Source organism: Aliirhizobium sp. YIM B11859 (assembly GCF_057163345.1).
The window spans coordinates 1-26677 of sequence record NZ_JBXHAY010000007.1 but is presented as its reverse complement, the minus strand read 5'-3'; the positions used below and the strand labels follow the sequence as shown (position 1 = coordinate 26677).

Genomic DNA, 26677 nt, shown 5'->3' with positions numbered 1-26677 from the left:
ATACTGGTCGCCAAACACAAACGCCGCCCATCGGGCGGCGTTTTTAATCATGGCTTAAGTCTTGTCTCAGACCTGTTCGAAGGCGCCGTGGCAATGTTTGTATTTCTTGCCCGAGCCACAGGGGCAGGCCTCGTTACGGCCGATCTTGCCCCAGGTGGAGGGATCTTCCGGCCGACGGTCTTCCGGAGCCGCGATGAAATTCTCGCCGTCGTTGCCGCTTACCTGGTCCTGTCCCGTTACCGGGTCGATATGGCTTTCGGCGTAGACCGGCGGAGGTTCAGGCGCTTCAGGGTTCTGCACCAGTTCGACCCGCATCAGCTGGGCGGTAACGGCCTCGCGCAGATTGGCGAGCAGGGCCTGGAAGAGCTCGAAAGCCTCTGCCTTGTATTCCTGCAGCGGATCGCGCTGGGCGTAACCGCGGAAGCCGATGACCGAGCGCAGGTGGTCGAGATTGACGATATGCTCGCGCCAGAGGTGGTCGAGCGTCTGCAGCACGATGGAGCGCTCGACGTAGTTCATCACGTCGACACCGAAACGCTCGCGACGGTCGTTTGCCGCAGCGTTGGCAACCTCGGTGATGCGTTCGCGGATATCGTCTTCGCCGATGCCGTCTTCCTTGACCCAGTCCTCGATCGGCAGATCGAGGTTGAGCAGGCGGATGACGTCCTCGTGCAGGCCGGGAGCATTCCACTGCTCGGCATAGGCGCGCTCGGGAATATGCTTGGCGACGATGACCTCGATCACTTCGTGGCGCATGTCTTCGATGGTTTCCGAAACGTCCTCGGAATCCATCACCTCGATACGCTGATCGAAGATCACCTTGCGCTGGTCATTGGTGACGTCGTCATACTTCAGAAGGTTCTTGCGGATGTCGAAGTTGCGGGCCTCGACCTTCTTCTGGGCGCGCTCGACGGCCTTGTTGATCCACGGATGGACGATTGCCTCGCCGTCCTTCAGGCCGAGCTTCTGCAGCATGCCGTCCATGCGGTCGGAGCCGAATATGCGCATCAGGTCGTCCTGCAGCGACAGATAGAATTTCGAACGGCCGGGGTCGCCCTGACGGCCCGAGCGGCCGCGCAGCTGGTTGTCGATACGGCGGCTTTCGTGGCGCTCGGTGGCGATGACGTAGAGGCCACCGGCTTCCAGCGCCTTGACCTTAAGGCCCTTCACCTCCTCACGGACAGCGATTTCGCGGGCGTGGCGCTCTGCCTCGTCCTCGATGCCTTCAAGCTCGCGCTCAAGGCGCATGTCGATATTGCCGCCGAGCTGGATGTCGGTGCCGCGGCCGGCCATGTTGGTGGCGATCGTCACCGCGCCGGGTGCGCCGGCCTGGGAAACGATATAGGCTTCCTGTTCGTGGTAACGCGCGTTCAGCACCTGGAATTTTTCAAAGCCCGACTTACGCAGCATGGTGGCCAGAATTTCGGACTTTTCGATCGAGGTCGTACCGACCAGAACCGGCTGGTTGCGCTCGTGGGCAATCTTGATCTCGCCGATGATCGCCTGAAACTTCTCTTCGAACGTGCGGTAGACCTCGTCGTCCTCGTCGATACGCTGGATCGGCAGGTTGGTCGGGACTTCGATGACTTCAAGCTTGTAGATGTTGCCGAATTCTTCCGCTTCCGTCTGTGCCGTGCCGGTCATGCCGGCAAGCTTGGAATACATGCGGAAATAATTCTGGAAGGTGATCGAGGAGAGCGTCTGGTTCTCCGGCTGGATCTGCACCTTTTCCTTGGCTTCGAGCGCCTGGTGCTGGCCTTCCGAATAACGGCGGCCCGGCATCATGCGGCCGGTGAATTCGTCGATGATGACGATCTCGTCGTTGCGGACGATATAGTCCTTGTCGCGGGAGAAGAGCTTGTGGGCCTTCAGCGCGTTGTTGATGTGGTGGACGATGGCGACATTCTCGACGTCGTAAAGCGATTCGCCCTTCAACAGGCCGGCCTGGCGCAGCAGGTTTTCCAGCTTCTCGGTGCCGACTTCGGAAAAGTTGGCGGAGCGCTGCTTTTCATCGATCTCGTAATCTTCCTCCGACAGAAGCGGGATGAAGGTGTCGATCGTCGTGTAGAGGTCGGAACGGTCGTCGAGCGGACCGGAGATGATCAGCGGCGTGCGTGCTTCGTCGACCAGGATCGAATCCACTTCGTCGACGATCGCGAAATTGTGGCCGCGCTGGACCATCTGGTTGCGCTCATACTTCATGTTATCGCGCAGATAATCGAAGCCGAGCTCGTTGTTGGTGGCGTAGGTGATGTCGCAGGCATAGGCCAAGCGGCGCTGCTCGTCGTCGAGGCCGTGGACGATCACCCCGGTCGAAAGGCCGAGGAAGCCATAAAGACGGCTCATCGTGCCGGCGTCGCGCTGGGCAAGATAATCGTTGACGGTGACGACGTGCACGCCCTTGCCGGACAATGCGTTGAGATAGACGGGCAGGGTGCCTACCAGCGTCTTGCCTTCGCCGGTCTTCATTTCGGCGATGGCGCCGTCATTGAGGATCATGCCGCCGGTCAGCTGGACATCGAAGGGGCGCATGCCGAGCACGCGGCGCGAGGCCTCGCGGACCACGGCAAAGGCCGGAATCAGCAGGTCGTCGAGTTTCTTGCCCTCGGCCAGCATCTGGCGAAACTCGACCGTCTTGTTGGCGAGTTGCTCATCGGTCAGCGCCCGGGTGGTTTCCTCGATGGCATTGATCTTGTCGATCACCGGCGTATAGCCGCGTACGCGGCGCTCATTGGCCGAACCGAACAGTTTGCGGGCGATGCCGCCGAAGCTGACCATACGAATGGTCCTTTCTGATCTCAGTACCATGGGATTGCCGGCCGGAAGAATATGGCTCCGGTGCCTGCAATTTGACCCGTTTCGCCCGGAAACTCTTCTGGACGCCAAGTTGCGTGACAGATAAGAGGGGGTCCGAATTATGTCAACGGCTGCGGCCGATACAGAATGGCCACATTCCGGTGTTTGTGAAGGTTCCAGGCCAGATCCAACCCGAGATCGGCACCCATGCGAAAGGTAACTTGATGTTGCGTCACAAACTTCTCGTCACGGCGGCGATCGCTGCTGCGATCTCGTTCCAGGCTCCGGCATTCGCCCAGGAAGACAAGGTTGTCGCCAAGGTCGGCAAGCTGGAGATCCACCAGTCCGAACTCGATCTGGCGGTGCAGAACCTCGATCCGCAGCTCGCACAGCTGCCGGACGAGCAGAAGCAGGTTGCCGCTCTTTCGGGCGCGATCGATGTCAAGCTGCTTGCCGCCGGCGCTCTGGCGGAAGGTGTCGAAAAGACCGAGGATTTCAAGAAGCGCATGGCCTATATCGGCGATCGCGAGCTCCATAACGCATACTTCCGCAAGCATGTCGTCGACGCAACGACCGATGACGAGGTCAAGGCGCGCTACGACAAGGAAATCGCCGGCCTGCCGAAGCAGCAGGAGATCCATGCAAGCCATATCCTGGTCAAGACCGAGGATGAGGCCAAGGCGGTTATCGCCGAACTCGACGCCGGCAAGGATTTTGCCGCAATCGCCAAGGAAAAGAGCCAGGATTCCAACAAGGATGACGGCGGCGATCTCGGCTGGTTCGGCCCGGGCCGCATGGTGCCTGAATTCGAGCAGGCAGCATTTGCACTCGAAAAGGGCCAGTATACCAAGACCCCGGTCAAGACCCAGTTCGGCTTTCACGTGATCAAGGTAGACGACAAGCGCGACGCTCCGCCGCCGGCATTCGATCAGGTCAAGGACCAGGTCAAGCAGCTGGTCATGCGCGACAAGTATGTTGCGCTGCTGGAAAAGGCCAAGGCGTCTGAGAAGATCGACATCACCGACGAAGCCCTCAAGAAGGGTTATGAAGAGGTGGGCAAGATGCAGGCAGGCGGCGAAGATGCAGGCATGCCTGCAGCGCCGGCCGAAGCGCCCAAGCAGTAATATCGTGCCAGGGCCCGGTTTTTCCGGGCCCTTTCATATCAGTTTACGGGTTAATCGAAGATGTCAGCTTCCGTTTCGCCGCTCGCTCCCAAAACCTATCCCGAAATGCCGGCCGTTCGCGGCGTGCGGATGGCGACTGCCGCCGCCGGCATCAAATACAAGGGCCGCACCGATGTGCTCTTGATGGTGTTCGACAAGCCGGCGGCTGTCGCCGGGGTGTTCACCAAGTCGAAATGCCCCTCGGCTCCGGTCGATTTCTGCCGCAGCAATCTGCCAAACGGCACGGCCCGTGCCGTCGTCGTCAATTCGGGCAATGCCAATGCCTTCACTGGCATCAAGGGTAAGGCTGCCACGGCACTGACGGCACAGTCGGCTTCCGAAGCCGTCGGCTGCGACCAGAGCCAGGTTTATCTTGCCTCCACCGGCGTGATCGGCGAGCCACTCGATGCGACGAAGTTTTCCGGCGTACTCGGCGACATGAACCGGACCGCGACCGGCGATTTCTGGCAGGAAGCCGCCAAGGCGATCATGACCACCGACACCTATCCGAAGGTCGCCACCCGCACGGCCGAAATCGGTGGCGTCACGGTGACGATCAACGGCATCGCCAAGGGCGCCGGCATGATCGCGCCGGACATGGCGACGATGCTGTCCTTCGTGGTGACGGATGCCGATATCTCGTCGGCGGCGCTGCAGTCGATGTTGTCTGCCGGCGTCGAGCCGAGCTTCAATTCGATGACGGTCGACAGCGACACCTCGACCTCCGACACGCTGATGCTGTTTGCCACCGGTGCCGCGGCACAGGATGGCCAGAAGCAGGTCGTCGATGCCAGTGACCCGGCACTCGGCCCCTTCCGCGAAGCGCTGAACGCGCTCTTGAAGGATCTGGCGATCCAGGTTGCACGCGATGGCGAAGGCGCCACCAAGATGCTGGAAATCACGGTCACCGGCGCGGAAAGCGATGCTAGCGCTAAGACGATCGCGCTGTCGATCGCCAATTCTCCGCTGGTCAAGACCGCGGCCGCCGGCGAAGACGCCAATTGGGGCCGCATCGTCATGGCCGTCGGCAAGGCCGGCGAAGCTGCCGATCGCGACAAGCTGGCGATCTGGTTCGGCGATATCCGGGTTGCCGTCAACGGCGAGCGTGATCCGTCCTATTCGGAAGATGCGGCCACCGCGGTGATGAAGAAACAGGACATTCCTGTGAAGGTCGAAATCGGCCTCGGTTCGGGCAAGGCAACCGTGTGGACCTGCGACCTGACCAAGGAATACGTTGCCATCAATGGCGACTACAGGAGCTGATGTCGTCGATGGCCACATCATCCGCCGAAACCAATCTGCCGCTGGTGCGCAGGCTCGAAGCCGTCGGCTTCCGGGCCTGGCCGGCAGCGTCTGTCGTTTACGACGGAAGCTGGCAGGTGCGGCTGACCGGCGGGCATCCGTCCAAGCGTCTGAACTGCGTCGTGCCGCTCGATCCGTCCGATCACCGCGATCTCGATATCAGGCTGGGAAAAGCGACAAGGCGCTTCGAGGATTACGGCAGGCGGCTCGTGCTGCGGGAAACCCCGCTGGCTCCCAAGGCGATGCTCGAGCATCTGGAGCAGAGTGGCTGGCAGGCGTTCGAAACCTATGACGTGCTGACCGTGGATCTCTCCCGTCTGGAGCTTCCCGATACGCTCGATTACCTGCCGAGCCATGATATCGGCCGTTTTGCCGATGCCTGCCTGCATGTGGCAGAGGAGGATGCCGGGCTGAAGCCGGCGCTTGCCGAAATCCTCAGTGCGATCAAGCCGCCGTCGGGATTTTTCATGAAACAGGATCCCGGCAATGGGGCCGTGGCAACGGTGCTTTGCGTGCAGGACAACGATCTGGCCGGCATCCTGTCGCTGGCCGTCTCGCAATCGCATCGCCGGGGCGGGCTCGGTACGGAGATGCTGTCTTCGGCTCTGCGTTGGGCACGGATCAGCGGAACAAGGACCGCGTGGCTGCAGGTCGACGCATCCAATACGCCGGCACTTGCGCTCTATGAGCGGTTCGGTTTCACCAAAGCCTATTCCTATCGCTACTGGCGCAAATCATGACAGACCAGAGAAAGCTGCTGCTCGTTGCGGCCTGCGCCCTGATCGATACCGATGGCCGGATCCTGCTTGCGCAGCGGCCGGAGGGGAAATCGCTTGCCGGTCTGTGGGAATTTCCGGGCGGCAAGATGGAGGCCGGCGAAACGCCTGAAGAGACGCTTGTGCGCGAGCTTCACGAAGAACTCGGCATCGTCACCAGGACAGCGTGCCTGGCGCCGCTGACCTTTGCCAGCCACACCTATGAGACGTTTCACCTGCTGATGCCGCTTTACGTGTGCCGACGGTTCGAAGGCGTGCCGACCGGCCGGGAAGGCCAGCAGATCAAGTGGGTGCGCCCCGGCGCGCTTCGCGATTATCCTATGCCGCCGGCAGACGAGCCGCTCATTCCGATCCTTCAGGACCTGCTCTGAAGCGACAGACCTTATCAAGGTCGGCTTTGACTAAAATTAGAGGCGTCGGATTTATCTCGCATTAACATTTCATTCAACGGATTCTGGCATCGTCCATTTGCAGCACGTAATGTTTTGACGAGGCTTTCGAGGAATGGACGACGAGTTCTGGAAAACTGTGCGGAATCGTCAGCGCGCGACCTACAGATCCGGCAAGACGGGCGCGCTCAACATGGCGCTGCTTTTCGGTACGGCTGTGATTGCTCTCTCGCTGATCCTGACGCCGATGCTGGCTGAACGGTCGGACCAGACGCGTCTTGCGCATGTGCAGGAAGATTTCGACATGCTGACGACGGGGTCGATCAAGCCTTCCGATGGCAGCACGAAACATTATACGATCCGCAGGAGCGTGTTGCAGGAGACGCCTGGCTCTGTCTGCATCGTTCAGGGATACGGGACGGACGGCGGCTGCTGAGCCTGAGAGCATTTCCGCCTTTCTGCGAAACGCGAAACTGCTCTGGATCGATTTCGAGGGACACCCATGCGCCTGTTACGCAGCTTAATCGGAGACGTTAAAGGTGCGACGGCGGTCGAATATGGGCTGTTGGCAGCGATCATCGGCATCACCCTCGCCATCGCCCTCGGCAACTATTACGAGCTGATGAACAACGTGTTCACCGGGATTGCCAATACCTATCGCAACGCGGCCCAATAACAGGCCTGACGCGATCGCAGTTTCATTCATCGACTTGTCTCAATGCGTCAGCAAGGCGAACTTTCGCCGAGCCGGGCTTCAGCGCCGGGCGCTGGCTGTCGTGATGCGCCCAGCCGGAGACGTAGATGATCGAGAAACTTGCCCTGATCCGCCCGTCGGGATCGGCATGGCGCTCCGCATAGATTTCCGCGGCCTTGAGGAAAAATCCCCGTCCGAGCGGCTGGCGGCTGCGGCCAAGAAGCGGATTGCTCATGCCCATTGCACGCAGGTCGCGCATCAGCGGAAAGATGCTGTCGTAACGCACCGTGTAGGTTTCCGAATCCACCACGGGCAGGGTGAAGCCCGCCCGCTGCAGCAGGGCGCCGATATCGCGCACATCGGCAAACGGGATGACCCGCGGGCTGGCGCCGCCGGTCATCTCGGCCTCGGTGGCAAGCAGAACGTCACGAAGTTCGTTGAGCGTGCCGGCTCCGGGGATGGCCGCGAGAAACAGGCCGTCGGGCTTTAGCGCACGACGGATGCGGACCAGCTTGCCCGGCAGATCGTTGACCGTATGCAGCGACATGGGCGACAGGATGAGATTGGCCGAGGACGGCTCGAGTGGCACATCATCGAGTGCGGCGATGCTGATCGTCTCGCCCGGATCGGCAAAGATCCCGGCGGTCTCGAAACGCTCCAGGGTGCCGATCTTGCCGGTGTCGAACGCTCGGTGCGCGGCAATACCGGTTGCGCCATGCAGCTCGACGGCGTGAGGGAACTGCCGTTCGACGACGGAGATCCGATCCGCCATCTCGCCGGCGGCAAGATCGAGCAGAAAATCGGCATCGCCGCTGCGGCTGGCAAAGGCGCGTTCCCGCCTGCGGGCAATCAGGCTTTCGTCGAAAAGAATCTGCATCATCACCACTCGATTGTGCTTCGCTAAGGCGCGTTCCTGCGCCTATTGTCAAGTCCATGCCCGATCGCCTCGCCGCCGGTATAGTAAGAACGCTGATCGCAACCGCCTGCGACTGCGGGCGGCGTATGGTCGACATGGTCTACCCGCCGGTCTGCCTTGCCTGCGCTGCGCTGACGGGGCGACATGGCGCCGTGTGCGCCAGCTGCTGGCGCGAGATCCGCTTCATCGAGCGGCCCTATTGCGAGGTGCTTGGCCTGCCTTTCTCTTATGATCCGGGGCCGGGCATGCTGTCTGCCCAGGCGATCGCCGATCCGCCGGTGTTTCGGCGGCTGCGCGCTGCGACGACGTTCGACGGGGCGGCGAGGGCGATGGTTCACGGTCTCAAATATAGAGACAGGGGCGACCTTGCGCCAATCATGGCCGGCTGGATGGAGCGGGCAGGCGGGGACTGTCTGTCGGATGCCGATGCAATCCTGCCGGTACCGCTGCACCGGACGCGGTTCATGCTGCGCAAATTCAACCAGGCGGCAGAGCTTGTCCGTCATCTGTCGCGCCGGACGGGCATTCCCTATCTGCCGTCCGCGCTTGTCCGCACCAAAAGGACAGATCGCCAGGTCGGGCTCAGCGCGCGGGCAAGGCAGGACAATGTCCGGGCGGCGTTTGCCGTTGCGGCAGGGCATGAGGCGGATGTATTCGGCAAACGCCTGGTACTGATCGACGACGTCTACACGACAGGCGCGACCGTTTCTGCCGCAACACGGGCGCTGAAGAAAGCCGGTGCCGCCGAGGTCAGCGTTTTGACCTTTGCAATGGCGCTTGCCGAAACTATATGAAAATGATGACAGGACGGCGCGAGTTCCTCGGCGCCCGGAGATCATCATGACAGATGTTACGATCTATACCCGCGAGTATTGCGGTTACTGCGCTCGTGCGAAAGCGCTGCTAGAGGCCAAGGGCGTCAAGTATGTCGAACACGATGCGACCTATTCGAAAGAACTCCGTGCGGAGATGATCGCCAAAGCGGACGGTCATTCGACCTTCCCGCAGATCTTCATCAACGGCGAACATGTGGGCGGTTGTGACGATCTGCATGCGCTCGACCGTCAAGGCAAGCTGGACGCAATGCTGGCATAGTAGGATTTTCCGATGGCAATGACAGTCGCCGCAGTTCAGATGCGCTCCGGGGTCAGCCCCGAAAAAAATGCCGCAGACATGTCCCGACTGGTTCGGGATGCTGCCGGGCGGGGCGCGATCTATGTCCAGACGCCGGAAATGACCGGAATGCTGCAGCGCGACCGCAAGGCGGCGCGGGAAGTGTTGCGCGGCGAGGCGGACGACCTGATCGTTGCCGCGGCACGACAGCTTGCGGCCGAGCTTCAGATTTTCCTGCATATCGGCTCGACCGCGATCATTCGCGACGACGGCAAGATCGCAAACCGCGGTTTTCTCTTCGCGCCGGACGGCCGACAGATCTGCAGCTATGACAAGATCCACATGTTCGATGTCGATCTCGACAATGGCGAAAGCTGGCGGGAAAGCTCGGCCTATGAGCCCGGCGGCGCATCGAAAGTGGTCGAGCTGCCATTCGGCAAGCTCGGCATGGCAATCTGCTACGACCTCAGATTTCCGCAGCTCTTCCAGGCCCAGGCACTTGCGGGCGCCGATGTGCTGACGGTGCCGGCCTCGTTTACGAAACAGACGGGCGAGGCGCATTGGGAAATCCTGCTGCGTGCAAGGGCGATCGAAAACGGCGCCTTCCTGATTGCCGCGGCGCAGGCCGGTGTGCATGAGGACGGTCGCGAGACCTATGGCAACTCGCTGATCATCGACCCCTGGGGCCGGATCCTTGCACGGGCGGCGGATGCCGGCGAAGAGGTGATCATGGCGGAGATCGATATCGAGGCCGTCAGGTCGGCGCGCCATAAGGTTCCCAATCTCAAGAACGCACGCGATTTCGTGCTTGAAGATGTGTCCGGCAAAGATGCCGGAGGAGTTGCTGCATGATCAAATATTCGCTGTGCTGCGACAACGCGCATACGTTCGAAGGCTGGTTTTCCGAAAGCGCCGATTTCGACCGGCAGATGAAGAGCGGTTTTCTCACCTGTCCCGTCTGTGATTCACCGCTGATCTCCAAGTCGCTGATGGCGCCGGCTGTCTCCACCGCCCGCAAGCAGGAAGCCAAGAAGCAGATGGCGATGGATCTGGCGCGCCAGGAGGTGATGGTCAAAATCAAGGAAGCGGTTGCCAATATCCGGGCAAATTCGGAGGATGTCGGCGAGAAGTTTCCCGAGGAAGCCCGCAGGATCCATTACGGCGAGGCGGATCAACGCGGCATTATCGGGCAGGCAAGCCTCAGCGAGGTTCATGACCTCCTGGAAGAGGGGATAGACATCGCGCCGCTGCCGGTCATTCCCGAGGATACGAACTGACCGGACTTTGTCCCGGTCACGGCCGACGCTGCCCGGCGCTGAAAAGACTGCCGATCACTAGCCCCGCCTGGCGAGCAGCATGTAGTTGACGTCCATGTCCGGCGACAGGTTCCAGCGGTCGGAGAGCGGGTTGAAGAAAACGCCGGTGCGGTGGACGATGTGCAGGCCGGATGCCTGGAGCGGGCGCTCGATCTCTTCCGGGCGCACCAGCTTTTCATATTGATGCGTGCCGCGCGGCAGCCAGCGCAGGACGTTTTCCGCCGCGAAGATGGCGAGCGCGCGTGCCTTCAGGGTGCGGTTGATGGTCGCCATGAACATCAGGCCGCCCGGGCGCACCATGCCAGCACAAGTGGTCAGGAACAGATCGACGTCGGCGACATGTTCGACGACTTCCATGTTAAGGACGACATCGAACGTCTCGCCGGCTGCGGCCAGGTCTTCTGCGGTGACGGCGCGGTAGTCGATCTGCGTGCCGGTTTCCTTGGCATGGGTCGAAGCGATACCGATGTTCTTTTCCGACGGATCGGCGCCGATGACGGTGGCGCCCATGCGGGCGACCGGTTCGGACAATAGCCCGCCGCCGCAGCCGATATCGAGAATGCGAAGCCCTTCGAGCGGCCGATGCGCCTTGGGGTCGCGATCGAAATTCTGGCAGATGCGATCGCGGATATAGGAAATGCGGACGGGATTGAACTTGTGGAGCGGCTTGAACTTGCCGGTCGGGCTCCACCATTCGGCAGCCATTTTCGAAAACATCTCGACCTGATCCTTGTCGACCGTTGTTCTGGCTGCTTCCGTCATCGTCTTCATCCTTTGTCTTTGCTGCCTGAAGTCGGACGTTGGCGGGGCGAAGTCAAGGGTGATTGCGAAGTCGGGGCGAGGGTTGCTTGCGCCAATGGTGGATGCGGAGGAGGTGGCGGATGCGGTTCAGAGTATCCGTCGGCCTGTCGCCCTTGAAATTCATGCTGCGCAGTTCGGTCAGGTGTTCTGAGACCCCGCGGACCACGGCGTAACGTTCTGCCGTGGCATTTTTCATGCATAGGGGAAAGGTGGCGCAGGCGCGGCCGGTATGTGTGCGACACACGCACGTCCCCTTGTTTAAGGAGAGGCAGACCATTTTCTGTTGAACGACGGCCAAACACTCCGTTCAGGGTCCGTTCAGGGGCAAACTGGAACTATCGGTCGTCTTGAACATTTAACGGCGAATTCGAGCAGCTGGCGGAGCAAGCCTGTACCTCGACTGTTTCAGGAGGAAACACCCGTGAAGAAATTTCTTTTAGGCGTTGCAGGCGCCGTCAGCCTGATGCTGGCACCATCGATCGCTGATGCGGCGGTCCGCGGTTTTGCCACCGCCAATGTCAACATGCGCTCCGGCCCCAGCACCGGCTATCCGGCGGTGACGGTGATCCCCTATGGATCGTCGGTGACGATCTACGGCTGCATGAGCTCGGTGAACTGGTGCGACGTGGCGTTTTCCGGCGGACGCGGCTGGGTGTCGGGCAGCTACGTGCAGGCGTCCTACCAGTCGAACCGCGTTTATGTGCAGCCGGACTATTACGGCGGCCTCGGCATTCCGCTGGTGACATTCGATGTCGACCGTTACTGGGGTACCTATTATCGCGATAGGAATTTCTATGGCGATCGCAACCGCTGGCGCGACTATAACTGGCGTGCGGAGCGGCCGCTGCCGCCTCCGCCGCGCTGGGATGACGGTCGCCGCCCGCCACCGCCGCCGCCCGGCTGGGACCGTGGTCGTGATCGCGACACCTGGGACAACAACCGTGACCGTGATCGCCCGCGCTGGGATGACGGTCGTCGTCCGCCGCCACCTCCTGGCTGGGATCGTGATCGCGACAGAGACAGAGATCGTGACCGTGATCGCGACAGGGATCGCGAGCGTATGCAGCAGCGTGAAGACCAGCGCCCGCCGCGTGCCGAACGGCCGTCGCGGGACGATCAGCGCCCACCGCGCGTGGAGCGTCCCTCCCGTGAAGAACAACGTCCGCCACGGGCAGAGCGCCCGCGTGAAGATCAGCGTCCGCCACGTGCCGAGCGCCCGCAGCGGGACGAACAACCGCGGCGCAGGATGGAGAATAACGGACTGGGCAGTCCGCCGGACGATACGACCCGTCGTTGCCTTCCAGGTCAGTGCGGCAACTAAGTCTTCCGGCTGAAAGCATATTCCGATCTTTCGCAAAAGGGGGCTGCAAACGCGGCCCCCTTCGTTTTTTCCGACCAGCGCCCGCCGGCTTCGCGGCTGCATCGCACTTTTGTGACAGGCGTACTGTTTGGCCATGTTCCGGCCATTGCGTGGCGCAGCCCTTTTCGCTAAGAGACGCCAACTCGATATCCAGCCCTTGCGGCGCGATATTCTGCGACAATTGATAGGCGCCCCGGCCGGGCCGAGGGCGAGTTGGTGGTTTTCGTCTAATGGCTCGCATCGTCATGAAGTTCGGCGGCACGTCCGTCGCCAATCTCGAACGCATTCACAATGTGGCCCGCCATGTCAAACGTGAGGTCGATGCCGGCCACGAGGTGGCTGTCGTCGTCTCGGCGATGTCCGGCAAGACCAACGAACTGGTGGGCTGGGTGCAGGACATGCCGAAGGTCGCCGGCGCCAATTCGCCGTTTTACGATGCGCGCGAATATGATGCGGTCGTCGCATCCGGCGAGCAGGTGACATCCGGCATATTGGCAATCGCGCTTCAATCGCTGGGCATCAATGCCCGATCCTGGCAGGGCTGGCAGATCCCGATCCGCACCGACAGCGCCCATGGCGCCGCGCGTATCCTCGAGATCGACGGTTCCGACATCATCAAGCGGATGGGCGAGGGGCAGGTTGCCGTGGTCGCCGGTTTCCAGGGGATTGGTCCGGACAACCGGATCGCCACGCTTGGCCGCGGTGGTTCGGACACATCGGCGGTTGCGATCGCCGCTGCCGTCAAGGCTGACCGCTGTGACATCTATACGGATGTCGATGGCGTCTACACGACCGACCCGCGGATCGTGCCGAAGGCACGCCGGATGAAAAAGGTGTCTTTCGAGGAAATGCTCGAAATGGCCTCGCTCGGATCGAAGGTGCTGCAGGTGCGCTCCGTCGAACTGGCCATGGTCCACAAGGTCCGCACCTTCGTGCGCTCCAGCTTTGAAGATCCCGATGCGCCGGGCATGGGAGACTTCTTGAACCCGCCCGGTACTTTGATTTGCGACGAGGAAGAAATCGTGGAACAGGAAGTCGTTACCGGCATCGCCTACGCCAAGGATGAAGCACAGATTTCGCTGCGTCGGCTCGCCGACCGGCCGGGTGTCTCCGCGGCGATCTTCGGCCCGCTCGCCGAGGCCCATATCAATGTCGACATGATCGTCCAGAATATTTCCGAGGACGGGTCGAAGACCGACATGACCTTCACCGTGCCGTCGGGCGACGTGCAGAAGGCTCTGAAGGTTCTCGACGACAACAAGGACAAGATCGGTTTCGACGTGGCGCAGAACGAATCAGGCCTCGCCAAGGTGTCGGTGATCGGTATCGGCATGCGCAGCCATGCCGGCGTCGCCGCTCACGCTTTCCAGGCACTTGCCGAAAAATCGATCAACATCAAGGCGATCACCACGTCCGAAATCAAGATTTCGATCCTGATCGACGGCGCTTATTCGGAACTTGCAGTTCGGACTTTGCATTCCGCCTACGGTCTCGATAAAAGCTGATGTAATACTTTCCGGCATGATGCTCCGCCCGGCGCGTCTTTGCCGGGCAGGCAATTTTGGGGCTGTAAGGGGAGCATTATGCCGATGAGAGAGCTGTCGGCAGGTCCGCGCGTTCTTTTGAAGCGTCTGCGCGAACTGATGGCCGAGCCGCTGGATCCGCAGGAGCGCCTGGACCGGATCGTGCGCCAGATCGCCAGCAACATGGTGGCGGAGGTCTGCTCCGCCTACGTGCTGCGTTCCGATGGCGTGCTTGAACTTTATGCGACCGAGGGTCTCAACAAGGAGGCCGTGCACACGTCGCAGCTGAAGATGGGACAGGGGCTTGTCGGCACAATCGCCGCATCCGCCCAGCCGCTCAATCTTTCGGATGCCCAGGCGCATCCGGCCTTCCGCTACCTGCCGGAAACCGGCGAAGAGATCTATCACTCGTTCCTCGGTGTACCGATCCTGCGAGCCGGGCGCACGCTCGGGGTTCTCGTCGTGCAGAACAAGGCGAGCCGCAATTACCGCGAAGACGAGGTCGAGGCGTTAGAGACCACCGCGATGGTGATCGCCGAGATGATCGCCACCGGCGACCTCAAGAAGATCACGGCACCCGGGCTCGAACTCGACCTGACGCGGGCCGTCTCGATCGAGGCGAATGGTTATAACGAAGGTATCGGGCTCGGCCATGTCGTGCTGCACGAACCGCGTATCGTCGTCACCAATCTGCTCAACGAGGATGCCGACAAGGAAATCGGCAGGCTGGCGGAGGCGCTCGGATCGCTCAGGATCTCGATCGACGACATGCTGCAGCGTCGCGACGTGGCGCAGGAGGGCGAGCATCGCGAGGTGCTCGAAACCTACCGGATGTTTGCCCATGACCAGGGCTGGGTGCGCCGGATGGAAGAGGCGATCCATAACGGCCTGACCGCGGAAGCGGCCGTCGAGAAGGTGCAGAGCGACACCAAAGCGCGGATGATGCGCCTGACCGATCCCTATCTACGCGAGCGGATGCATGATTTCGACGATCTCGCCAACCGGCTGCTGCGGCAGCTGACCGGGTATTCCGGTCGCGGCTCGGACGATGATTTTCCCTCCGACGCGATCATTCTGGCGCGCGCCATGGGGGCTGCCGAACTGCTCGACTATCCGCGCGCCAACCTGCGCGGGCTAGTGCTGGAAGACGGCGCGGTGACCAGCCATGTGGTGATCGTTGCGCGTGCCATGGGCATTCCGGTCGTCGGACAGGCAGCGGGTCTTGTGGCGCTTGCCGAAAACGGCGACCCGATCATCATCGACGGCGATGACGGGCAGGTGCATGTGCGGCCCATGCCGGATATGCAGAATGCCTATGAGGAAAAGGTGCGGCTGCGCGCCAAGCGCCAGGAGCAGTTCCGGGCGCTACGCGAGGTCGCGCCGGTAACCAAGGACGGCAAGGCGATCAGCCTCAACATGAATGCCGGTCTGCTGGTCGATCTGCCGCAGCTTGCCGAATCCGGCGCGCAAGGGATCGGCCTGTTCCGCACCGAGTTGCAGTTCATGATCGCCTCCACCATGCCGAAGCTCGAGGAGCAGGAGGCCTTCTACCGCAGCGTCATCAAGCAGGCCGCCGGCCGGCCGGTGACCTTCCGCACGCTCGATATCGGCGGCGACAAGGTGGTCTCCTATTTCCGTGCCCAGGAAGAGGAAAACCCGGCGCTTGGATGGCGGGCGATCCGGCTGGCGCTGGACCGGCCGGGGCTGCTGCGGACCCAGCTGCGGGCGCTGCTGAAGGCGGCTGCCGGCAACGAGCTTCGCATGATGCTGCCGATGGTGACGGAAGTTTCCGAAATCCGGGCGGTGCGCGAACTGCTGCAGAAGGAAGTGCAGTATCTTTCCAAGTTCGGCCATTCGCTGCCGCGCAAGCTGCAGTTCGGCGCCATGCTGGAAGTGCCTTCCTTAATGTGGCAGCTCGACGAGCTGATGGCGGAAGTCGATTTCGTCTCGGTCGGCTCCAACGATCTGTTCCAGTTCACCATGGCGTCCGACCGCGGCAATGCGCGGGTCTCCGACCGGTTCGACAATCTGGGCAAGCCGTTCCTGCGTATCCTTCGCGATATCGCGCGGGCCGGCGAGCGCAACCGCACGCTGGTGACGCTTTGCGGCGAGATGGCGGGCAAGCCGCTGCCGGCGATGGCGCTGATCGGCGTCGGGTTCCGCTCGGTCTCGATGGCGGCGACCTCGATCGGTCCGGTGAAGGCGATGCTGCTCGGGCTTGATGCGGAGCTGCTCGCAGCCGAGCTCAATGCGGCGCTGGACGATACCCGCTCGCAAGAGCCGATCCGCGAATTGCTGCTCAGGTTCGCGCAAACCCACGGCATTCCGCTTTAGCTGCGGGTTGCCGTTCCGGGCCTGTCCCTCACGGGCGATTTCGAAATCCCGGCGCAGCCTGGTTTCGGAAATTGCCCGTGATGGAAAATGCCGGGATGCAAAACCCGCTTTCCCTTTGGGGGGCGATGCTCTAGCAAGCAAAGAAAACGGAGTAATCAAGGGTGGCGAAGCTTCCTGTCGAAAAGATGCGCGAGCTGGAACGCCGTTTCGGCGAGATCGAGGCGCGCATGTCGGAAGGTCCGGCTGCCGACGTCTATGTCAAGCTTGCGTCGGAATATTCCGAACTGCAGCCGGTCGTGGCAAAGACCCGCGAATACGAAAAGACGATCGCCGAAGTGGCCGATCTGAGGGCGATGCTGGCCGACAAGGGAACCGACCGCGAGATGCGGGAGCTTGCCGAAATGGAGCTGCCGGACGCCGAAGAGCGGATCGAGGCGCTGGAAAAGGACATGCAGATCCTGCTCCTGCCGAAGGACGCGGCCGACGAAAGGAGCGCCATCCTGGAAATCCGCGCCGGCACGGGCGGTAACGAGGCTGCGCTTTTTGCCGGTGACCTGTTTCGCATGTACGAACGTTACGCCAGCGAGCATGGCTGGAAAGTCGAGGTGCTGTCTGCAAGCGAGGGCGAGGCTGGCGGATATCGTGAAATCATCGCCACCGTTTCCGGGCGCGGGGTGTTTTCCAAGCTGAAATTCGAGAGCGGCGTGCACCGGGTGCAGCGCGTGCCCGATACCGAAACGCAGGGACGGATCCATACCTCAGCTGCAACCGTCGCGGTTCTGCCGGAAGCGGAAGAGATCGATATCGAGATCAAGCCCGACGACATCCGCATCGACACGATGCGCGCCTCTGGTGCAGGCGGCCAGCACGTCAACACGACCGACAGTGCGGTGCGCATTACCCATCTTCCGACCGGGCTGATCGTTACCAGTTCGGAAAAGTCGCAGCACCAGAACCGCGCCAAGGCGATGCAGGTGCTGCGCTCGCGGCTTTACGACATGGAACGGCAGAAGGCCGACAACGAGCGGTCGGCGGACCGCAAAAGCCAGGTCGGTTCCGGAGACCGGTCGGAGCGTATCCGCACCTATAACTTCCCGCAGGGCCGGGTGACCGATCACCGCATCAACCTGACGCTCTACAAGCTCGACCGGATGATCACGGGCGAGATCGACGAGATGATCGATGCGCTGATCGCCGACTACCAGGCAGGGCAGCTTGCCCAGCTCGGCGAGCAACAGGGATGACGACCGGTTCGATGACCTTGGGGGAGGCGGTCGCCGACCTCCGGGCACGGCTTTCCGAGGCGGGGTTTGCCGATGCGGCGATCGAGGCACGGCTTTTGATCGGCGGTCTGCTGCAGCTTTCGACCACGCAAGTGTTCGTCGGTGGAGATCGGCTGCTGGATGCGGCCGAAATCGAAAGGATCGACCACGCGGCGGCCCGTCGGTTGAAACACGAGCCGGTGCACCGCATATTGGGGAAAAGAGAGTTCCATGGCCTGGAACTGCTGATGTCGGCGGAGACACTGGAACCAAGGCCCGATACGGAAGTTCTGGTCGACAGCCTGATCGGGTATGCGCAGAAGCTGACGCGGAAAGAGATCTGCATCCTCGACCTTGGCACCGGAACCGGCGCGATCATCCTGGCATTGCTGAATGCCCTGCCCGACGCACGCGGAACCGGCAGCGACATTTCCGCTGGCGCTTTGAACACGGCGCAGGAAAATGCCAGACGGCTCGGTCTTCTGGAGCGGTTCAAGGCGGTGAACAGCCACTGGTTTGACGGAATTGAGGGGGGGTTCGACATAATCGTGTCAAATCCTCCCTATATACGCAGTGATGTCATTGCCGAATTGGACCCTGAAGTTCGTGAATTCGATCCGCTTGCCGCATTGGACGGCGGAGCGGACGGTTTGTCTGCCTATCGCGAGATCGCCGGACGGGCCTGCGACTTCCTGAAGCCCGGCGGATATGTCGGGATGGAGATCGGTTTCGATCAGAAGGAAATAGTAACCGCACTGTTTGTTGCTGCCGGATTTGAGCTGGTGCAAGCACAGCGCGATTACGGCGGAAACGATCGTGCGTTGATATTTACCAGGTTGGCGTTTGATGTTGCAGAGCAAAAGAAAAAGCTTGGAATCGCAAAAGAAGCGGGATAGCTTGCAGCTACGCATCGGGGCAGCTGGGAATGAACAGCGATTCGTTCGGGTTACGGGTCAATCCTTAATTGTGCTTTTTTCGAATGGCCAACAAGGTTGAGCACTCCCGGTGCGTGAATCAGGTAATTTGACTTTGAAAGCGGCAGGCCGCCTTGGTCGACCTGCGCGTAACACGCGAAGTCTCGTACCGGCTTTGACCGGTGAGCCGCGTGGCCCCTTATCAGCGAAGATAGAGAGTTGGTGAACGATAAATGAGGCCAGGACAGCAGAATAAGCGTGGTCGCGGGCGTGGTAGCAATAATAACGGCGGTGGCGGCGGTGGTGGTAACAACAATTTCCAGCGCAAGGGCGGCAATCCGCTCAGCCGCAGCTACGACAGTTCCGGACCGGATGTAAAAATCCGCGGCACTGCCCAGCATATAGCCGAAAAATATACGACCCTTGCCCGCGATGCGCAAAGCTCCGGTGACCGGGTGATTGCCGAGAACTATCTGCAGCACGCAGAGCACTACAATCGGATCATCGCAGCAGCACAGGCCCAGATGCAGGATCGTTTCCAGCATCAGGAGCGTGACGGCAATTCGATCGACCAGGACGATATCGACGGTGACGAAGGCGATGATCTCGGCTACGCTCCGCAGCCGGTTATCGAAGAACAGCAGCAGCAGCGCCGGGAGCAGGCTCCCCAGGCTCAGGACCAGCAGCCGCGCGAAAACCGCCGCGACCGCAATGAGCGTCGTGAGCGTCGGCCGGATCGCCAGGACCGCAACGAACGTCCCGCTGAGCAGAAGGCTCCTGCCGCTGCTCAGGTGACCGAGACCGCTGCAGAGATTTCGGCTCCTGTCGAGGATGGTTCCGGCCCGCAGCCGGTGATCGAAGGCACACCGGCCGAGGTTGTCGTCGAGGAAGCAGCGCAGACGGAGGCCCCGCGCCGCCGCCGCGCCGCCGCCGCCCGTCCGCGCCGCCAGCCTCGCAAGAGTGCGGATGCGGAAGGCGCCGAAGGCGATGACGCTCCCGCGGCACTGGCCGATGTCGCTGGCGAATAAGCCCCGGCGTTGAAAACCGAAATTGGAAAGCTCCGGCCATCGGCCGGAGCTTTTTTGTTTTCGGCCACGGTCTTCAGCGCAAGGCGGCATCGAAACGATTAAAAGCGGTGTTTTGCCAGGATACGAGCGCGATCGTGCCACTGGCTGCTGAAATGCCATTTTTATGAACATTTTTAGATATTTACCGCAGTGCGAAATTTCGTTGCGCTTCCGCAAAAATCCGCTCTACATAGGATATCGGGCGGTGCCTTGCCGCCATTTTCCGATGATCCCGCCAGGAGTGATGTGATGACGACGTTCGAAACCTTTCTCGAAAGCCGCACGGGCACCGTGCTCGACGACGATCTGGTTGTCGTCCTGCGCCATGTCGCAGAGGCCACACGGCAGATTTCGGACAAGCTCAGAACCTCGTCGCTGGACGGGCTGACCGGTGCAACCGAGATTACCAATATCCAGGGCGAGACCCAGAAGCCGCTCGACATCCTGTCGAACGACATCATGCTTGAAGCCTGTCGCAAGTCCGCGTCGGTCTCGTTTGCCGTGTCGGAAGAGCTTGATACGGAAGTCGCCATCCATGCCGATGGCAAATATGCGGTAATCTTCGATCCGCTTGACGGTTCGTCCAATCTCGACGTCAATGTGACTGTCGGCACGATCTTTTCGGTAATCACGGCAAAGACACCCGGCGATATTCTCAAAAGCGGGCGCGGACAGCTGGTGGCCGGTTATGCCGCCTATGGCCCGCAGACGAGCCTGGTGATCACCATCGGCAAGGGTGTGCAGATCTTCACGTTGAATGACGACGGCGTCTATGTGCTGACCAATGCCGATGCGAAGATCGTGCCCGAGGCCAAGGAGTTTGCGATCAATGCCGCGCGGCGCTCGTCCTGGGACGATGTCGTTGCCGCCTATGTCGAAAACGCGATCGACACGGGCCATAACATGCGCTGGGTCGGTTCGATGGTGGCCGATACGCACCGGATCTTCAATCGTGGCGGCGTGTTCCTTTACCCGGCAGACCGCAACAAGCCGGCGTCAGGCGGACGTCTGCGGCTGCTTTACGAAGCCAATCCGATCGGTCTGTTGGTGGAAGCTGCCGGCGGTGCGGCAATCCTCGGAAAGGCGACGATCCTCGACACCGTCCCCACCGCGCTGCATCAGCGGGTGCCGGTGATATTCGGTTCGAAGAATGAGGTTGCAAAAATCAGTGCCGGCTACAATGCCGAAAAGGTCGGCGAGCCTGCCTGATTGCGGGAAATCGGCAGCCTATCTGGCGTAAGAGCGCCAGAACCCGGGCGTATTGTTGGCCTGCCAGCTCGATAACTGGCAGGCAGAGCGTCAGAAAAGTGTGCTGTCGCTTTCGCATTCGTCTCGCGCTTCATGGAATTCGTCGAGATGCGCCGATGCGAGAGCCTGGAAATCGGGATCGCGAATATCCGCAACGGCTTGCGGTATGCCGTGGTCTCTGATCAGGGTCTTGAATATTCCGATAAGCTGGGTGGTCTTGTCTTCCGACATGGGATTTTACCTTGTTGCTGTTAATACGAAGCCTGGCCCCAACAGGCTTCGCTACAGAGATAGGTATACGCTCCCTGCGACAAAATGGCGCTCACGTGTTTCTGATCAGTTCATCACATTCTGCTGATTGGGCATCACCGGCACCACGCATTCCGACAAGCTGCAAATCCTTGGACATGCTTCTTTAAAACCAGAGAACATGCTCCCATATTTTCCCCGGAGCCGGTCATCCGGCGGGGCTTGCCTCAGCGAGGGAGCTCGATCTCAATCATCGGCCTGTGCCTTTCGAAGGGCAGGGCGATTTCAGGAGGTATGGAATGAATATCGAAAAGTATTCCGAGCGGGTACGTGGTTTTCTGCAGTCGGCTCAGACGCAGGCGCTTTCCGACGGACATCAGCAATTCGCGCCCGAACATGTGCTGAAAGTGCTGCTCGACGATGATCAGGGCATGGCTTCGGCATTGATCGACCGTGCGGGCGGCAATGCCAAGGACGCCCGTATTGCCAATGATGCAGCACTTGCCAAACTGCCGAAGGTTTCCGGCGGCAATGGTGAGATCTATCTTTCCCAGCCGCTTGCGAAAGTGTTCTCGACCGCCGAGGACGCCGCCAAGAAGGCTGGCGACAGCTTTGTCACGGTCGAGCGCCTTCTGCTGGCGCTGCTGATCGAAAGTTCCGCATCGACCTCGGCCAGCCTGAAAAAGGCGGGGCTTTCGGCACAGGGTCTCAACCAGGTGATCAACGATCTGCGCAAGGGCCGCACGGCCGACAGCGCCAATGCGGAACAGGGTTTCGACGCGTTGAAGAAATATGCTCGCGACCTGACCGCCGATGCGCGCGACGGCAAGCTCGATCCGGTAATCGGCCGCGACGACGAAATCCGTCGGACGATCCAGGTTTTGTCTCGGCGTACCAAGAACAATCCGGTGCTGATCGGTGAACCGGGCGTCGGCAAGACGGCAATCGCCGAAGGCCTGGCGATCCGTATCGTCGATGGCGACGTGCCGGAAAGCCTCAAAGACAAGAAGCTGATGGCGCTCGACATGGGTGCCCTGATTGCCGGTGCGAAATATCGCGGTGAATTCGAAGAGCGGCTGAAGAGCGTCTTGAACGAGGTGCAGGCGGAAAACGGCAATATCATCCTGTTCATCGACGAGATGCACACGCTGGTCGGTGCCGGCAAATCCGACGGCGCCATGGATGCGTCCAACCTGTTGAAGCCGGCGCTCGCCCGCGGCGAGCTTCACTGCGTCGGCGCGACCACGCTCGACGAATACCGCAAGCATGTAGAAAAGGACCCGGCGCTTGCCCGTCGTTTCCAGCCTGTCATGGTGGACGAACCGACGGTCGAGGACACGATCTCGATCCTGCGGGGGCTGAAGGAAAAATACGAACAGCATCACAAGGTGCGGATCTCGGATTCTGCTCTGGTGGCCGCGGCAACCTTGTCGAACCGCTACATTACCGATCGGTTCCTGCCGGATAAGGCGATCGACCTGATGGACGAGGCCGCATCGCGTCTTCGCATGCAGGTGGATTCGAAGCCGGAAGAACTGGACGAACTCGACCGCCGCATCATGCAGCTGAAGATCGAGCGCGAGGCCTTGAAGAAGGAAACCGACACGGCTTCGGCCGACCGGTTGCTGCGGCTGGAAACCGAAGTGACGTCGCTCGAAGAGCAGGCGGATGCGCTGACCGCACGCTGGCAGGCGGAAAAGCAGAAGCTCGGCCTTGCCGCCGACCTGAAGCGGCAGCTCGACGAAGCTCGCAACGAACTTGCCACTGCCCAGCGCAAGGGTGAGTTCCAGCGTGCCGGCGAATTGACCTATGGCGTCATTCCGGATCTCGAAAAGCAGCTGGCGACTGCCGAAGCCCAGGATGTTTCGGCCAACAGCATGGTGCAGGAAGTCGTCAATCCGGATGCGATCGCGCATGTCGTGTCGCGCTGGACCGGCATTCCGGTCGACAAGATGCTGGAAGGCGAACGCGACAAGCTGCTTCGGATGGAAGACGAGCTGGCGAAGTCCGTTGTCGGCCAGGGTGATGCGGTTCAGGCGGTGTCGCGTGCGGTGCGCCGTTCGCGTGCCGGGCTGCAGGATCCGAACCGGCCGATCGGCTCGTTCATCTTCCTCGGCCCGACCGGTGTCGGCAAGACGGAGCTGACCAAGTCTCTGGCGCGGTTCCTGTTCGACGACGAAACTGCGATGGTGCGCCTCGACATGTCGGAATACATGGAGAAACACTCCGTTTCACGGCTGATCGGTGCCCCTCCGGGTTATGTCGGTTACGAGGAAGGTGGTGCGCTGACGGAAGCGGTCCGGCGCAAGCCCTACCAGATCGTGCTGTTCGACGAGATCGAGAAGGCGCATCCGGATGTGTTCAACGTTCTCCTGCAGGTGCTCGACGACGGGCGGCTGACGGACGGGCAGGGACGTACGGTCGACTTCAAGAATACGATGATCATCATGACCTCCAATCTGGGGGCCGAATATCTGACGGCGCTTCGTGAAGACGAGGATTCCGAAAGTGTTCGCGAGCAGGTGATGAGCGTCGTCAAGGCATCGTTCCGGCCGGAATTCCTGAACCGCGTCGACGAGATCATCCTGTTCCACAGGTTGAAGCGCAACGAGATGGGCGCGATCGTCGACATCCAGCTGCAGCGGCTGCTGAAGCTTCTGGCCGATCGTAAGATCGAACTGGAACTCGACGGCGATGCCCGCGAATGGCTGGCCGACAAGGGGTATGATCCGGTCTATGGCGCGCGGCCTTTGAAGCGGGTGATCCAGAAGTTCGTGCAGGATCCGCTTGCCGAGCAGATCCTTGGCGGGCATATCCCGGATGGCTCGACCGTCAAGGTGACTTCCGGCTCGGACCGGCTGCTGTTCCGGATCAAGGGCAGCATGAGCGAAGCGGCCTAAAACTGGTTATATCCGCAAACAACAATGGCGGCCTTTCGGGCCGCCATTTTCATATCCGCGCCATGGATCCGCCGCATCAGCGGCTGGCGACCTCGTCGGAGGCTTGCGTGTTCAACAGCGCGTCGATGCGCTTGCGCTCTTCCTCGAACCGCGCAAGGGCCTTGCCTTCCAGCGACTTTCCGCCGGGCAGGCGGACCTTCATAGAATCGACCTTGGTGCCGTTGACGATCAGTTCGTAGTGGAGATGGGCGCCGGTCGACTGGCCGGTCGTGCCGACATAACCGATCACCTGACCCTGGGTCACCTTGGCGCCCGGATAGACGCTCTTGGCGATCGCGCTCTGATGGTTGTAGGAGGATTCGTAACCATTGGCGTGGCGGATGATCGTCTGGTTGCCGTAACCGCCACTATCCCAGCCCGCCTTTTCGACGACGCCATTGCCGGTGGCGATGATCGGCGTACCGCGGGGCGCTGCCCAGTCGGTGCCGGTATGCATCAGCGCACGACCGAGGATCGGATGGCCGCGCATGCCGAAGCCCGACGTCATGCGTGCGTTGGGGACGGGGCTGCGCAGCAGGAATTGCCTTATGCTGCGGCCGTCCTGGTCAAAATAGTCGACGGCATTATCATCGTCGGCATTCTGGAAGCGGTAAAAGCGGGTGCTGTTGTCGCCGAAATGGGCGTTGACATACAGCAGTTCGGAATCCCTGGCGGCCTTGCCCTTGTCGTCGGTTACCGAGAAAAATGCCTCGATCGCGTCGGTCGGCCGCAACTGCGCCTGCAGATCGACATTGCTTGCGAGCAGCTTCACCAGAAGTGCCGTCATTTCCGAGCTCATTCCGTAGGAAAGGGCCGTGCGGTAAATCCCGTCATAGACGCTCGGCAGATCCCGGCCGGCGATGATCTGGGGTGGCTGATCGCTGAATGCCGAGGTCACTGCGGGCAGCATCGGAGGTTCGCGGCCGTCGATGAAACGGCTGTGATCGTCGAGTGCCACCGTCGTCAGATGTTCGCCGTGCCGGTAGACGCTTTCCCTGACGACCAGCATCATCTGGCCTTCCTGGATGACGCCGATGCGAAGAACGTCGCCAGGCTCGACATTGGCATTGCCAAGTCTGGCCTGGAGATAACCCGACATCTCCTTCGCCTTGCCTTCCGGGTAACCGACTTCGGTCATCGCCTCGGTAATGGTCATCGGCCGGCGCACGGGAATGATGTCGTCGGCATATTCGCGGGTGTGCGGGGTGAATGGTTCGGGAGAGGCGACCGACATGTTCTCCTCGACCACGCGGGCCGCCAGTCCGGAGGTCAGGTCGACGTCGTCGGGTGTCGAAAACCGCTGCGGGTCGACATAATAGAGCGCCGAAAGCTGCGCATCGCCGGAGGTCAGGATGGAGCCGTTCGAGCGGACATTCTCCTCGACCTCCTCCAATGTCATCGGCGTCGCATAAGAAAAGCTTGTTCCCTTGGTGGGGAAAGCCATGGTCTGCAGGCTGACTTCGGATTCGACATTCGAGCCGTAGATCAGGCCGGTCCGATTGGCGGCCGGCGCCGGTGCCTCGCTCGAGGCGAAGATCGCCAGCGGATCAAATTTGGGATAGGTTTCCGGTGCGACATGCTCTGCGGCAAGGTTCATCTTCACATGCGCGAAGGGGCGCCGGCGGACCAGTTCCCGGTTGCCTTCATGGACGACGGTCGAGACCTCCATGATCTTGCGGTCGGTCGGCATGGCGACGATCTTGCCGCCCAGCAGCCGCTTGCCGCGCTGAACGCTCTCATTGTCGTGGTCCGTCGGTACGGAGGCCGAGGCTTCGGCGGGAATTGCCAGCTGCTGGCGCCCATCGAGCGCGGCAAACAGGGCGACGCCCATCAGCACCGAAGAGGTAATGCCGGTGAGGAAGGTGCCGGAGAGCCAGCGCAGCGAAATCTCGCGACGATCAGGTGCACGACGGCCATCCGCCAGAATGGGGGCCTCGTTGCCTAACGACCGGATCATGTTGCGGGGCGTCATCATGCCAAATCTGTACCACTTCCCGTTTTCCCGGTGCCATTCTTCCGGCGGCAGCTTGGGCCAAGAGATGTGCCCTTTTCGGTGCCGTGAGTCAAACAACTGCGACGACAGCCGGCCAATCGCCAGGGCCTGCCCTTAATAAGATCAAGGCCCGTCCTATAAGAAGAGCCTCTCTCTTATAGGGGCTGAGCATTGACCGGGGCATGCCGCTGCATGCGTGTGCGATGCAATGACATGCCCGACCTGTGTCGTAACCATGCGATTGTGAATTTGTCGGGGCAAAACCCGGATCTGGCGAGATTTCCCACATATAGAGAGAAACGACGGGGGGCGTCGCCGGATTTGCCGCCGGTTTGGCCCGAATTTCGACCGTCATCTATCCGTCGCATGATTTCCCATTTAAAATCAGTCTCTTATGATTTTCTTGAAGTTTCTGCGACGGTTGGTGTTGACTTAGAAAAGGGGTTCCGCCTATAACCCGCTCACTGAACGAGGGCGGCGGCGCTGCTAGCGACGGTTTCTTTCGTTCTGTAGCAAACCACG

At 61.0% G+C, this 26677-nt stretch carries 23 protein-coding genes; 18 read left to right on the top strand and 5 right to left on the bottom strand.

Translation table 11 applies throughout. The features are described 5' to 3' along the window. Positions 1-66: 66 nt before the first annotated feature. Positions 67-2778 (bottom strand): preprotein translocase subunit SecA, encoded by a 2712-nt coding sequence (secA, locus tag AC2GXZ_RS23530; RefSeq protein WP_483761652.1) that lies wholly within the window; start codon positions 2776-2778, stop codon positions 67-69. Positions 2779-3020: 242 nt separating this feature from the next. Between secA and AC2GXZ_RS23525 the strand changes: the two genes are divergently transcribed. The 6 genes from AC2GXZ_RS23525 (at position 3021) to AC2GXZ_RS23500 (ending at position 7102) form a co-directional block, all read left to right on the top strand. After that, positions 3021-3920 carry a peptidylprolyl isomerase gene (locus AC2GXZ_RS23525; RefSeq protein ID WP_483761651.1) on the top strand — a complete coding sequence of 300 codons (900 nt, stop codon included), beginning with the start codon at positions 3021-3023 and terminating at the stop codon, positions 3918-3920. A gap of 60 nt (positions 3921-3980) precedes the next feature. After that, positions 3981-5222, top strand: a complete 1242-nt coding sequence (argJ, locus tag AC2GXZ_RS23520) for a bifunctional glutamate N-acetyltransferase/amino-acid acetyltransferase ArgJ (RefSeq protein WP_483761650.1) — start codon at positions 3981-3983, stop codon at positions 5220-5222. Positions 5223-5230: 8 nt separating this feature from the next. Next, the gene (locus AC2GXZ_RS23515) at positions 5231-6001 is read left to right on the top strand and encodes a GNAT family N-acetyltransferase (RefSeq protein WP_483761649.1); all 771 of its coding nucleotides are present in this window, start codon (positions 5231-5233) and stop codon (positions 5999-6001) included. Continuing rightward, positions 5998-6408 carry an 8-oxo-dGTP diphosphatase MutT gene (gene mutT, locus AC2GXZ_RS23510; RefSeq protein WP_483761648.1) on the top strand — a complete coding sequence of 137 codons (411 nt, stop codon included), beginning with the start codon at positions 5998-6000 and terminating at the stop codon, positions 6406-6408. Before AC2GXZ_RS23515 ends, mutT begins: the two co-directional genes overlap by 4 nt. A 133-nt stretch (positions 6409-6541) precedes the next feature. Continuing rightward, a complete protein-coding gene (locus AC2GXZ_RS23505; RefSeq protein ID WP_483761647.1) occupies positions 6542-6862 on the top strand; it encodes a hypothetical protein in 321 nt (106 codons plus the stop codon). Between the two features lie 66 nt (positions 6863-6928). Next, entirely contained in the window at positions 6929-7102 is a 174-nt protein-coding gene (locus AC2GXZ_RS23500; protein ID WP_483761646.1) for a Flp family type IVb pilin, read from the top strand. Positions 7103-7124: 22 nt separating this feature from the next. Here the strand turns inward: AC2GXZ_RS23500 and AC2GXZ_RS23495 are convergent, their stop codons facing one another. Then, positions 7125-7997, bottom strand: a complete 873-nt coding sequence (locus AC2GXZ_RS23495; protein ID WP_483761964.1) for a methyltransferase domain-containing protein — start codon at positions 7995-7997, stop codon at positions 7125-7127. Between the two features lie 125 nt (positions 7998-8122). Here AC2GXZ_RS23495 and AC2GXZ_RS23490 point away from each other — a divergent pair, with 125 nt between their 5' ends. From AC2GXZ_RS23490 to AC2GXZ_RS23475, 4 genes are read left to right on the top strand one after another with little or no spacing between them, the layout of a single operon-like run. Beyond that, the gene (locus AC2GXZ_RS23490) at positions 8123-8830 is read left to right on the top strand and encodes a ComF family protein (protein ID WP_483761963.1); all 708 of its coding nucleotides are present in this window, start codon (positions 8123-8125) and stop codon (positions 8828-8830) included. A 46-nt stretch (positions 8831-8876) separates the two neighbouring features. Next, entirely contained in the window at positions 8877-9131 is a 255-nt protein-coding gene (grxC, locus tag AC2GXZ_RS23485; RefSeq protein WP_483761645.1) for a glutaredoxin 3, read from the top strand. Positions 9132-9143: 12 nt separating this feature from the next. Further along, on the top strand, positions 9144-10001 hold the full coding sequence (locus AC2GXZ_RS23480) for a carbon-nitrogen hydrolase family protein (RefSeq protein ID WP_483761644.1): 858 nt from the start codon (positions 9144-9146) through the stop codon (positions 9999-10001). Continuing rightward, the gene (locus tag AC2GXZ_RS23475) at positions 9998-10426 is read left to right on the top strand and encodes a DUF1178 family protein (RefSeq protein WP_483761643.1); all 429 of its coding nucleotides are present in this window, start codon (positions 9998-10000) and stop codon (positions 10424-10426) included. Before AC2GXZ_RS23480 ends, AC2GXZ_RS23475 begins: the two co-directional genes overlap by 4 nt. 57 nt (positions 10427-10483) lie before the next feature. Here AC2GXZ_RS23475 and ubiG read toward each other — a convergent pair whose 3' ends face one another. Then, entirely contained in the window at positions 10484-11227 is a 744-nt protein-coding gene (ubiG, locus tag AC2GXZ_RS23470; protein WP_483761642.1) for a bifunctional 2-polyprenyl-6-hydroxyphenol methylase/3-demethylubiquinol 3-O-methyltransferase UbiG, read from the bottom strand. A 460-nt stretch (positions 11228-11687) separates the two neighbouring features. Between ubiG and AC2GXZ_RS23465 the strand changes: the two genes are divergently transcribed. From AC2GXZ_RS23465 to AC2GXZ_RS23435, 7 genes are all read left to right on the top strand, one after another. Continuing rightward, positions 11688-12587, top strand: a complete 900-nt coding sequence (locus tag AC2GXZ_RS23465; RefSeq protein ID WP_483761641.1) for an SH3 domain-containing protein — start codon at positions 11688-11690, stop codon at positions 12585-12587. A 269-nt stretch (positions 12588-12856) separates the two neighbouring features. Then, the gene (locus AC2GXZ_RS23460) at positions 12857-14131 is read left to right on the top strand and encodes an aspartate kinase (RefSeq protein WP_483761640.1); all 1275 of its coding nucleotides are present in this window, start codon (positions 12857-12859) and stop codon (positions 14129-14131) included. A gap of 84 nt (positions 14132-14215) precedes the next feature. After that, positions 14216-16483, top strand: coding sequence for a phosphoenolpyruvate--protein phosphotransferase (gene ptsP, locus AC2GXZ_RS23455; protein WP_483761962.1), 2268 nt, complete (start codon positions 14216-14218; stop codon positions 16481-16483). Between the two features lie 161 nt (positions 16484-16644). Further along, on the top strand, positions 16645-17727 hold the full coding sequence (prfA, locus tag AC2GXZ_RS23450) for a peptide chain release factor 1 (protein WP_483761639.1): 1083 nt from the start codon (positions 16645-16647) through the stop codon (positions 17725-17727). Continuing rightward, the gene (gene prmC, locus AC2GXZ_RS23445) at positions 17724-18641 is read left to right on the top strand and encodes a peptide chain release factor N(5)-glutamine methyltransferase (protein ID WP_483761638.1); all 918 of its coding nucleotides are present in this window, start codon (positions 17724-17726) and stop codon (positions 18639-18641) included. Before prfA ends, prmC begins: the two co-directional genes overlap by 4 nt. 251 nt (positions 18642-18892) lie before the next feature. Continuing rightward, positions 18893-19687, top strand: a complete 795-nt coding sequence (locus tag AC2GXZ_RS23440; RefSeq protein ID WP_483761637.1) for a DUF4167 domain-containing protein — start codon at positions 18893-18895, stop codon at positions 19685-19687. Between the two features lie 288 nt (positions 19688-19975). Beyond that, positions 19976-20935, top strand: coding sequence for a class 1 fructose-bisphosphatase (locus AC2GXZ_RS23435; RefSeq protein WP_483761636.1), 960 nt, complete (start codon positions 19976-19978; stop codon positions 20933-20935). 90 nt (positions 20936-21025) lie between these two features. On the opposite strand, the gene AC2GXZ_RS23430 is transcribed toward AC2GXZ_RS23435, so the two are convergent. After that, positions 21026-21205: a hypothetical protein gene (locus AC2GXZ_RS23430; protein WP_483761635.1), complete on the bottom strand. Its 180-nt coding sequence runs from the start codon at positions 21203-21205 to the stop codon at positions 21026-21028. Between the two features lie 317 nt (positions 21206-21522). Between AC2GXZ_RS23430 and clpB the strand changes: the two genes are divergently transcribed. Continuing rightward, on the top strand, positions 21523-24123 hold the full coding sequence (gene clpB, locus AC2GXZ_RS23425; RefSeq protein ID WP_483761634.1) for an ATP-dependent chaperone ClpB: 2601 nt from the start codon (positions 21523-21525) through the stop codon (positions 24121-24123). Between the two features lie 76 nt (positions 24124-24199). Here clpB and AC2GXZ_RS23420 read toward each other — a convergent pair whose 3' ends face one another. After that, positions 24200-26137 (bottom strand): M23 family metallopeptidase, encoded by a 1938-nt coding sequence (locus AC2GXZ_RS23420; protein ID WP_483761633.1) that lies wholly within the window; start codon positions 26135-26137, stop codon positions 24200-24202. Positions 26138-26677: the final 540 nt, after the last annotated feature.

Coding starts and splice junctions, on each gene's coding strand:
- AC2GXZ_RS23505 (WP_483761647.1), top strand. CDS start 6,542: ATGGACGACGAGTTCTGGAAAACTGTGCGGAATCGTCAGCGCGCGACC.
- AC2GXZ_RS23420 (WP_483761633.1), bottom strand. CDS start 26,137: ATGATGACGCCCCGCAACATGATCCGGTCGTTAGGCAACGAGGCCCCC.
- AC2GXZ_RS23440 (WP_483761637.1), top strand. CDS start 18,893: ATGAGGCCAGGACAGCAGAATAAGCGTGGTCGCGGGCGTGGTAGCAAT.
- AC2GXZ_RS23480 (WP_483761644.1), top strand. CDS start 9,144: ATGGCAATGACAGTCGCCGCAGTTCAGATGCGCTCCGGGGTCAGCCCC.
- AC2GXZ_RS23500 (WP_483761646.1), top strand. CDS start 6,929: ATGCGCCTGTTACGCAGCTTAATCGGAGACGTTAAAGGTGCGACGGCG.
- grxC (WP_483761645.1), top strand. CDS start 8,877: ATGACAGATGTTACGATCTATACCCGCGAGTATTGCGGTTACTGCGCT.
- AC2GXZ_RS23475 (WP_483761643.1), top strand. CDS start 9,998: ATGATCAAATATTCGCTGTGCTGCGACAACGCGCATACGTTCGAAGGC.
- AC2GXZ_RS23430 (WP_483761635.1), bottom strand. CDS start 21,205: ATGTCGGAAGACAAGACCACCCAGCTTATCGGAATATTCAAGACCCTG.
- ubiG (WP_483761642.1), bottom strand. CDS start 11,227: ATGACGGAAGCAGCCAGAACAACGGTCGACAAGGATCAGGTCGAGATG.
- clpB (WP_483761634.1), top strand. CDS start 21,523: ATGAATATCGAAAAGTATTCCGAGCGGGTACGTGGTTTTCTGCAGTCG.
- prmC (WP_483761638.1), top strand. CDS start 17,724: ATGACGACCGGTTCGATGACCTTGGGGGAGGCGGTCGCCGACCTCCGG.
- AC2GXZ_RS23515 (WP_483761649.1), top strand. CDS start 5,231: ATGGCCACATCATCCGCCGAAACCAATCTGCCGCTGGTGCGCAGGCTC.
- AC2GXZ_RS23460 (WP_483761640.1), top strand. CDS start 12,857: ATGGCTCGCATCGTCATGAAGTTCGGCGGCACGTCCGTCGCCAATCTC.
- AC2GXZ_RS23495 (WP_483761964.1), bottom strand. CDS start 7,997: ATGCAGATTCTTTTCGACGAAAGCCTGATTGCCCGCAGGCGGGAACGC.
- AC2GXZ_RS23525 (WP_483761651.1), top strand. CDS start 3,021: ATGTTGCGTCACAAACTTCTCGTCACGGCGGCGATCGCTGCTGCGATC.
- secA (WP_483761652.1), bottom strand. CDS start 2,778: ATGGTCAGCTTCGGCGGCATCGCCCGCAAACTGTTCGGTTCGGCCAAT.
- mutT (WP_483761648.1), top strand. CDS start 5,998: ATGACAGACCAGAGAAAGCTGCTGCTCGTTGCGGCCTGCGCCCTGATC.
- argJ (WP_483761650.1), top strand. CDS start 3,981: ATGTCAGCTTCCGTTTCGCCGCTCGCTCCCAAAACCTATCCCGAAATG.
- AC2GXZ_RS23490 (WP_483761963.1), top strand. CDS start 8,123: ATGGTCGACATGGTCTACCCGCCGGTCTGCCTTGCCTGCGCTGCGCTG.
- ptsP (WP_483761962.1), top strand. CDS start 14,216: ATGAGAGAGCTGTCGGCAGGTCCGCGCGTTCTTTTGAAGCGTCTGCGC.
- AC2GXZ_RS23435 (WP_483761636.1), top strand. CDS start 19,976: ATGACGACGTTCGAAACCTTTCTCGAAAGCCGCACGGGCACCGTGCTC.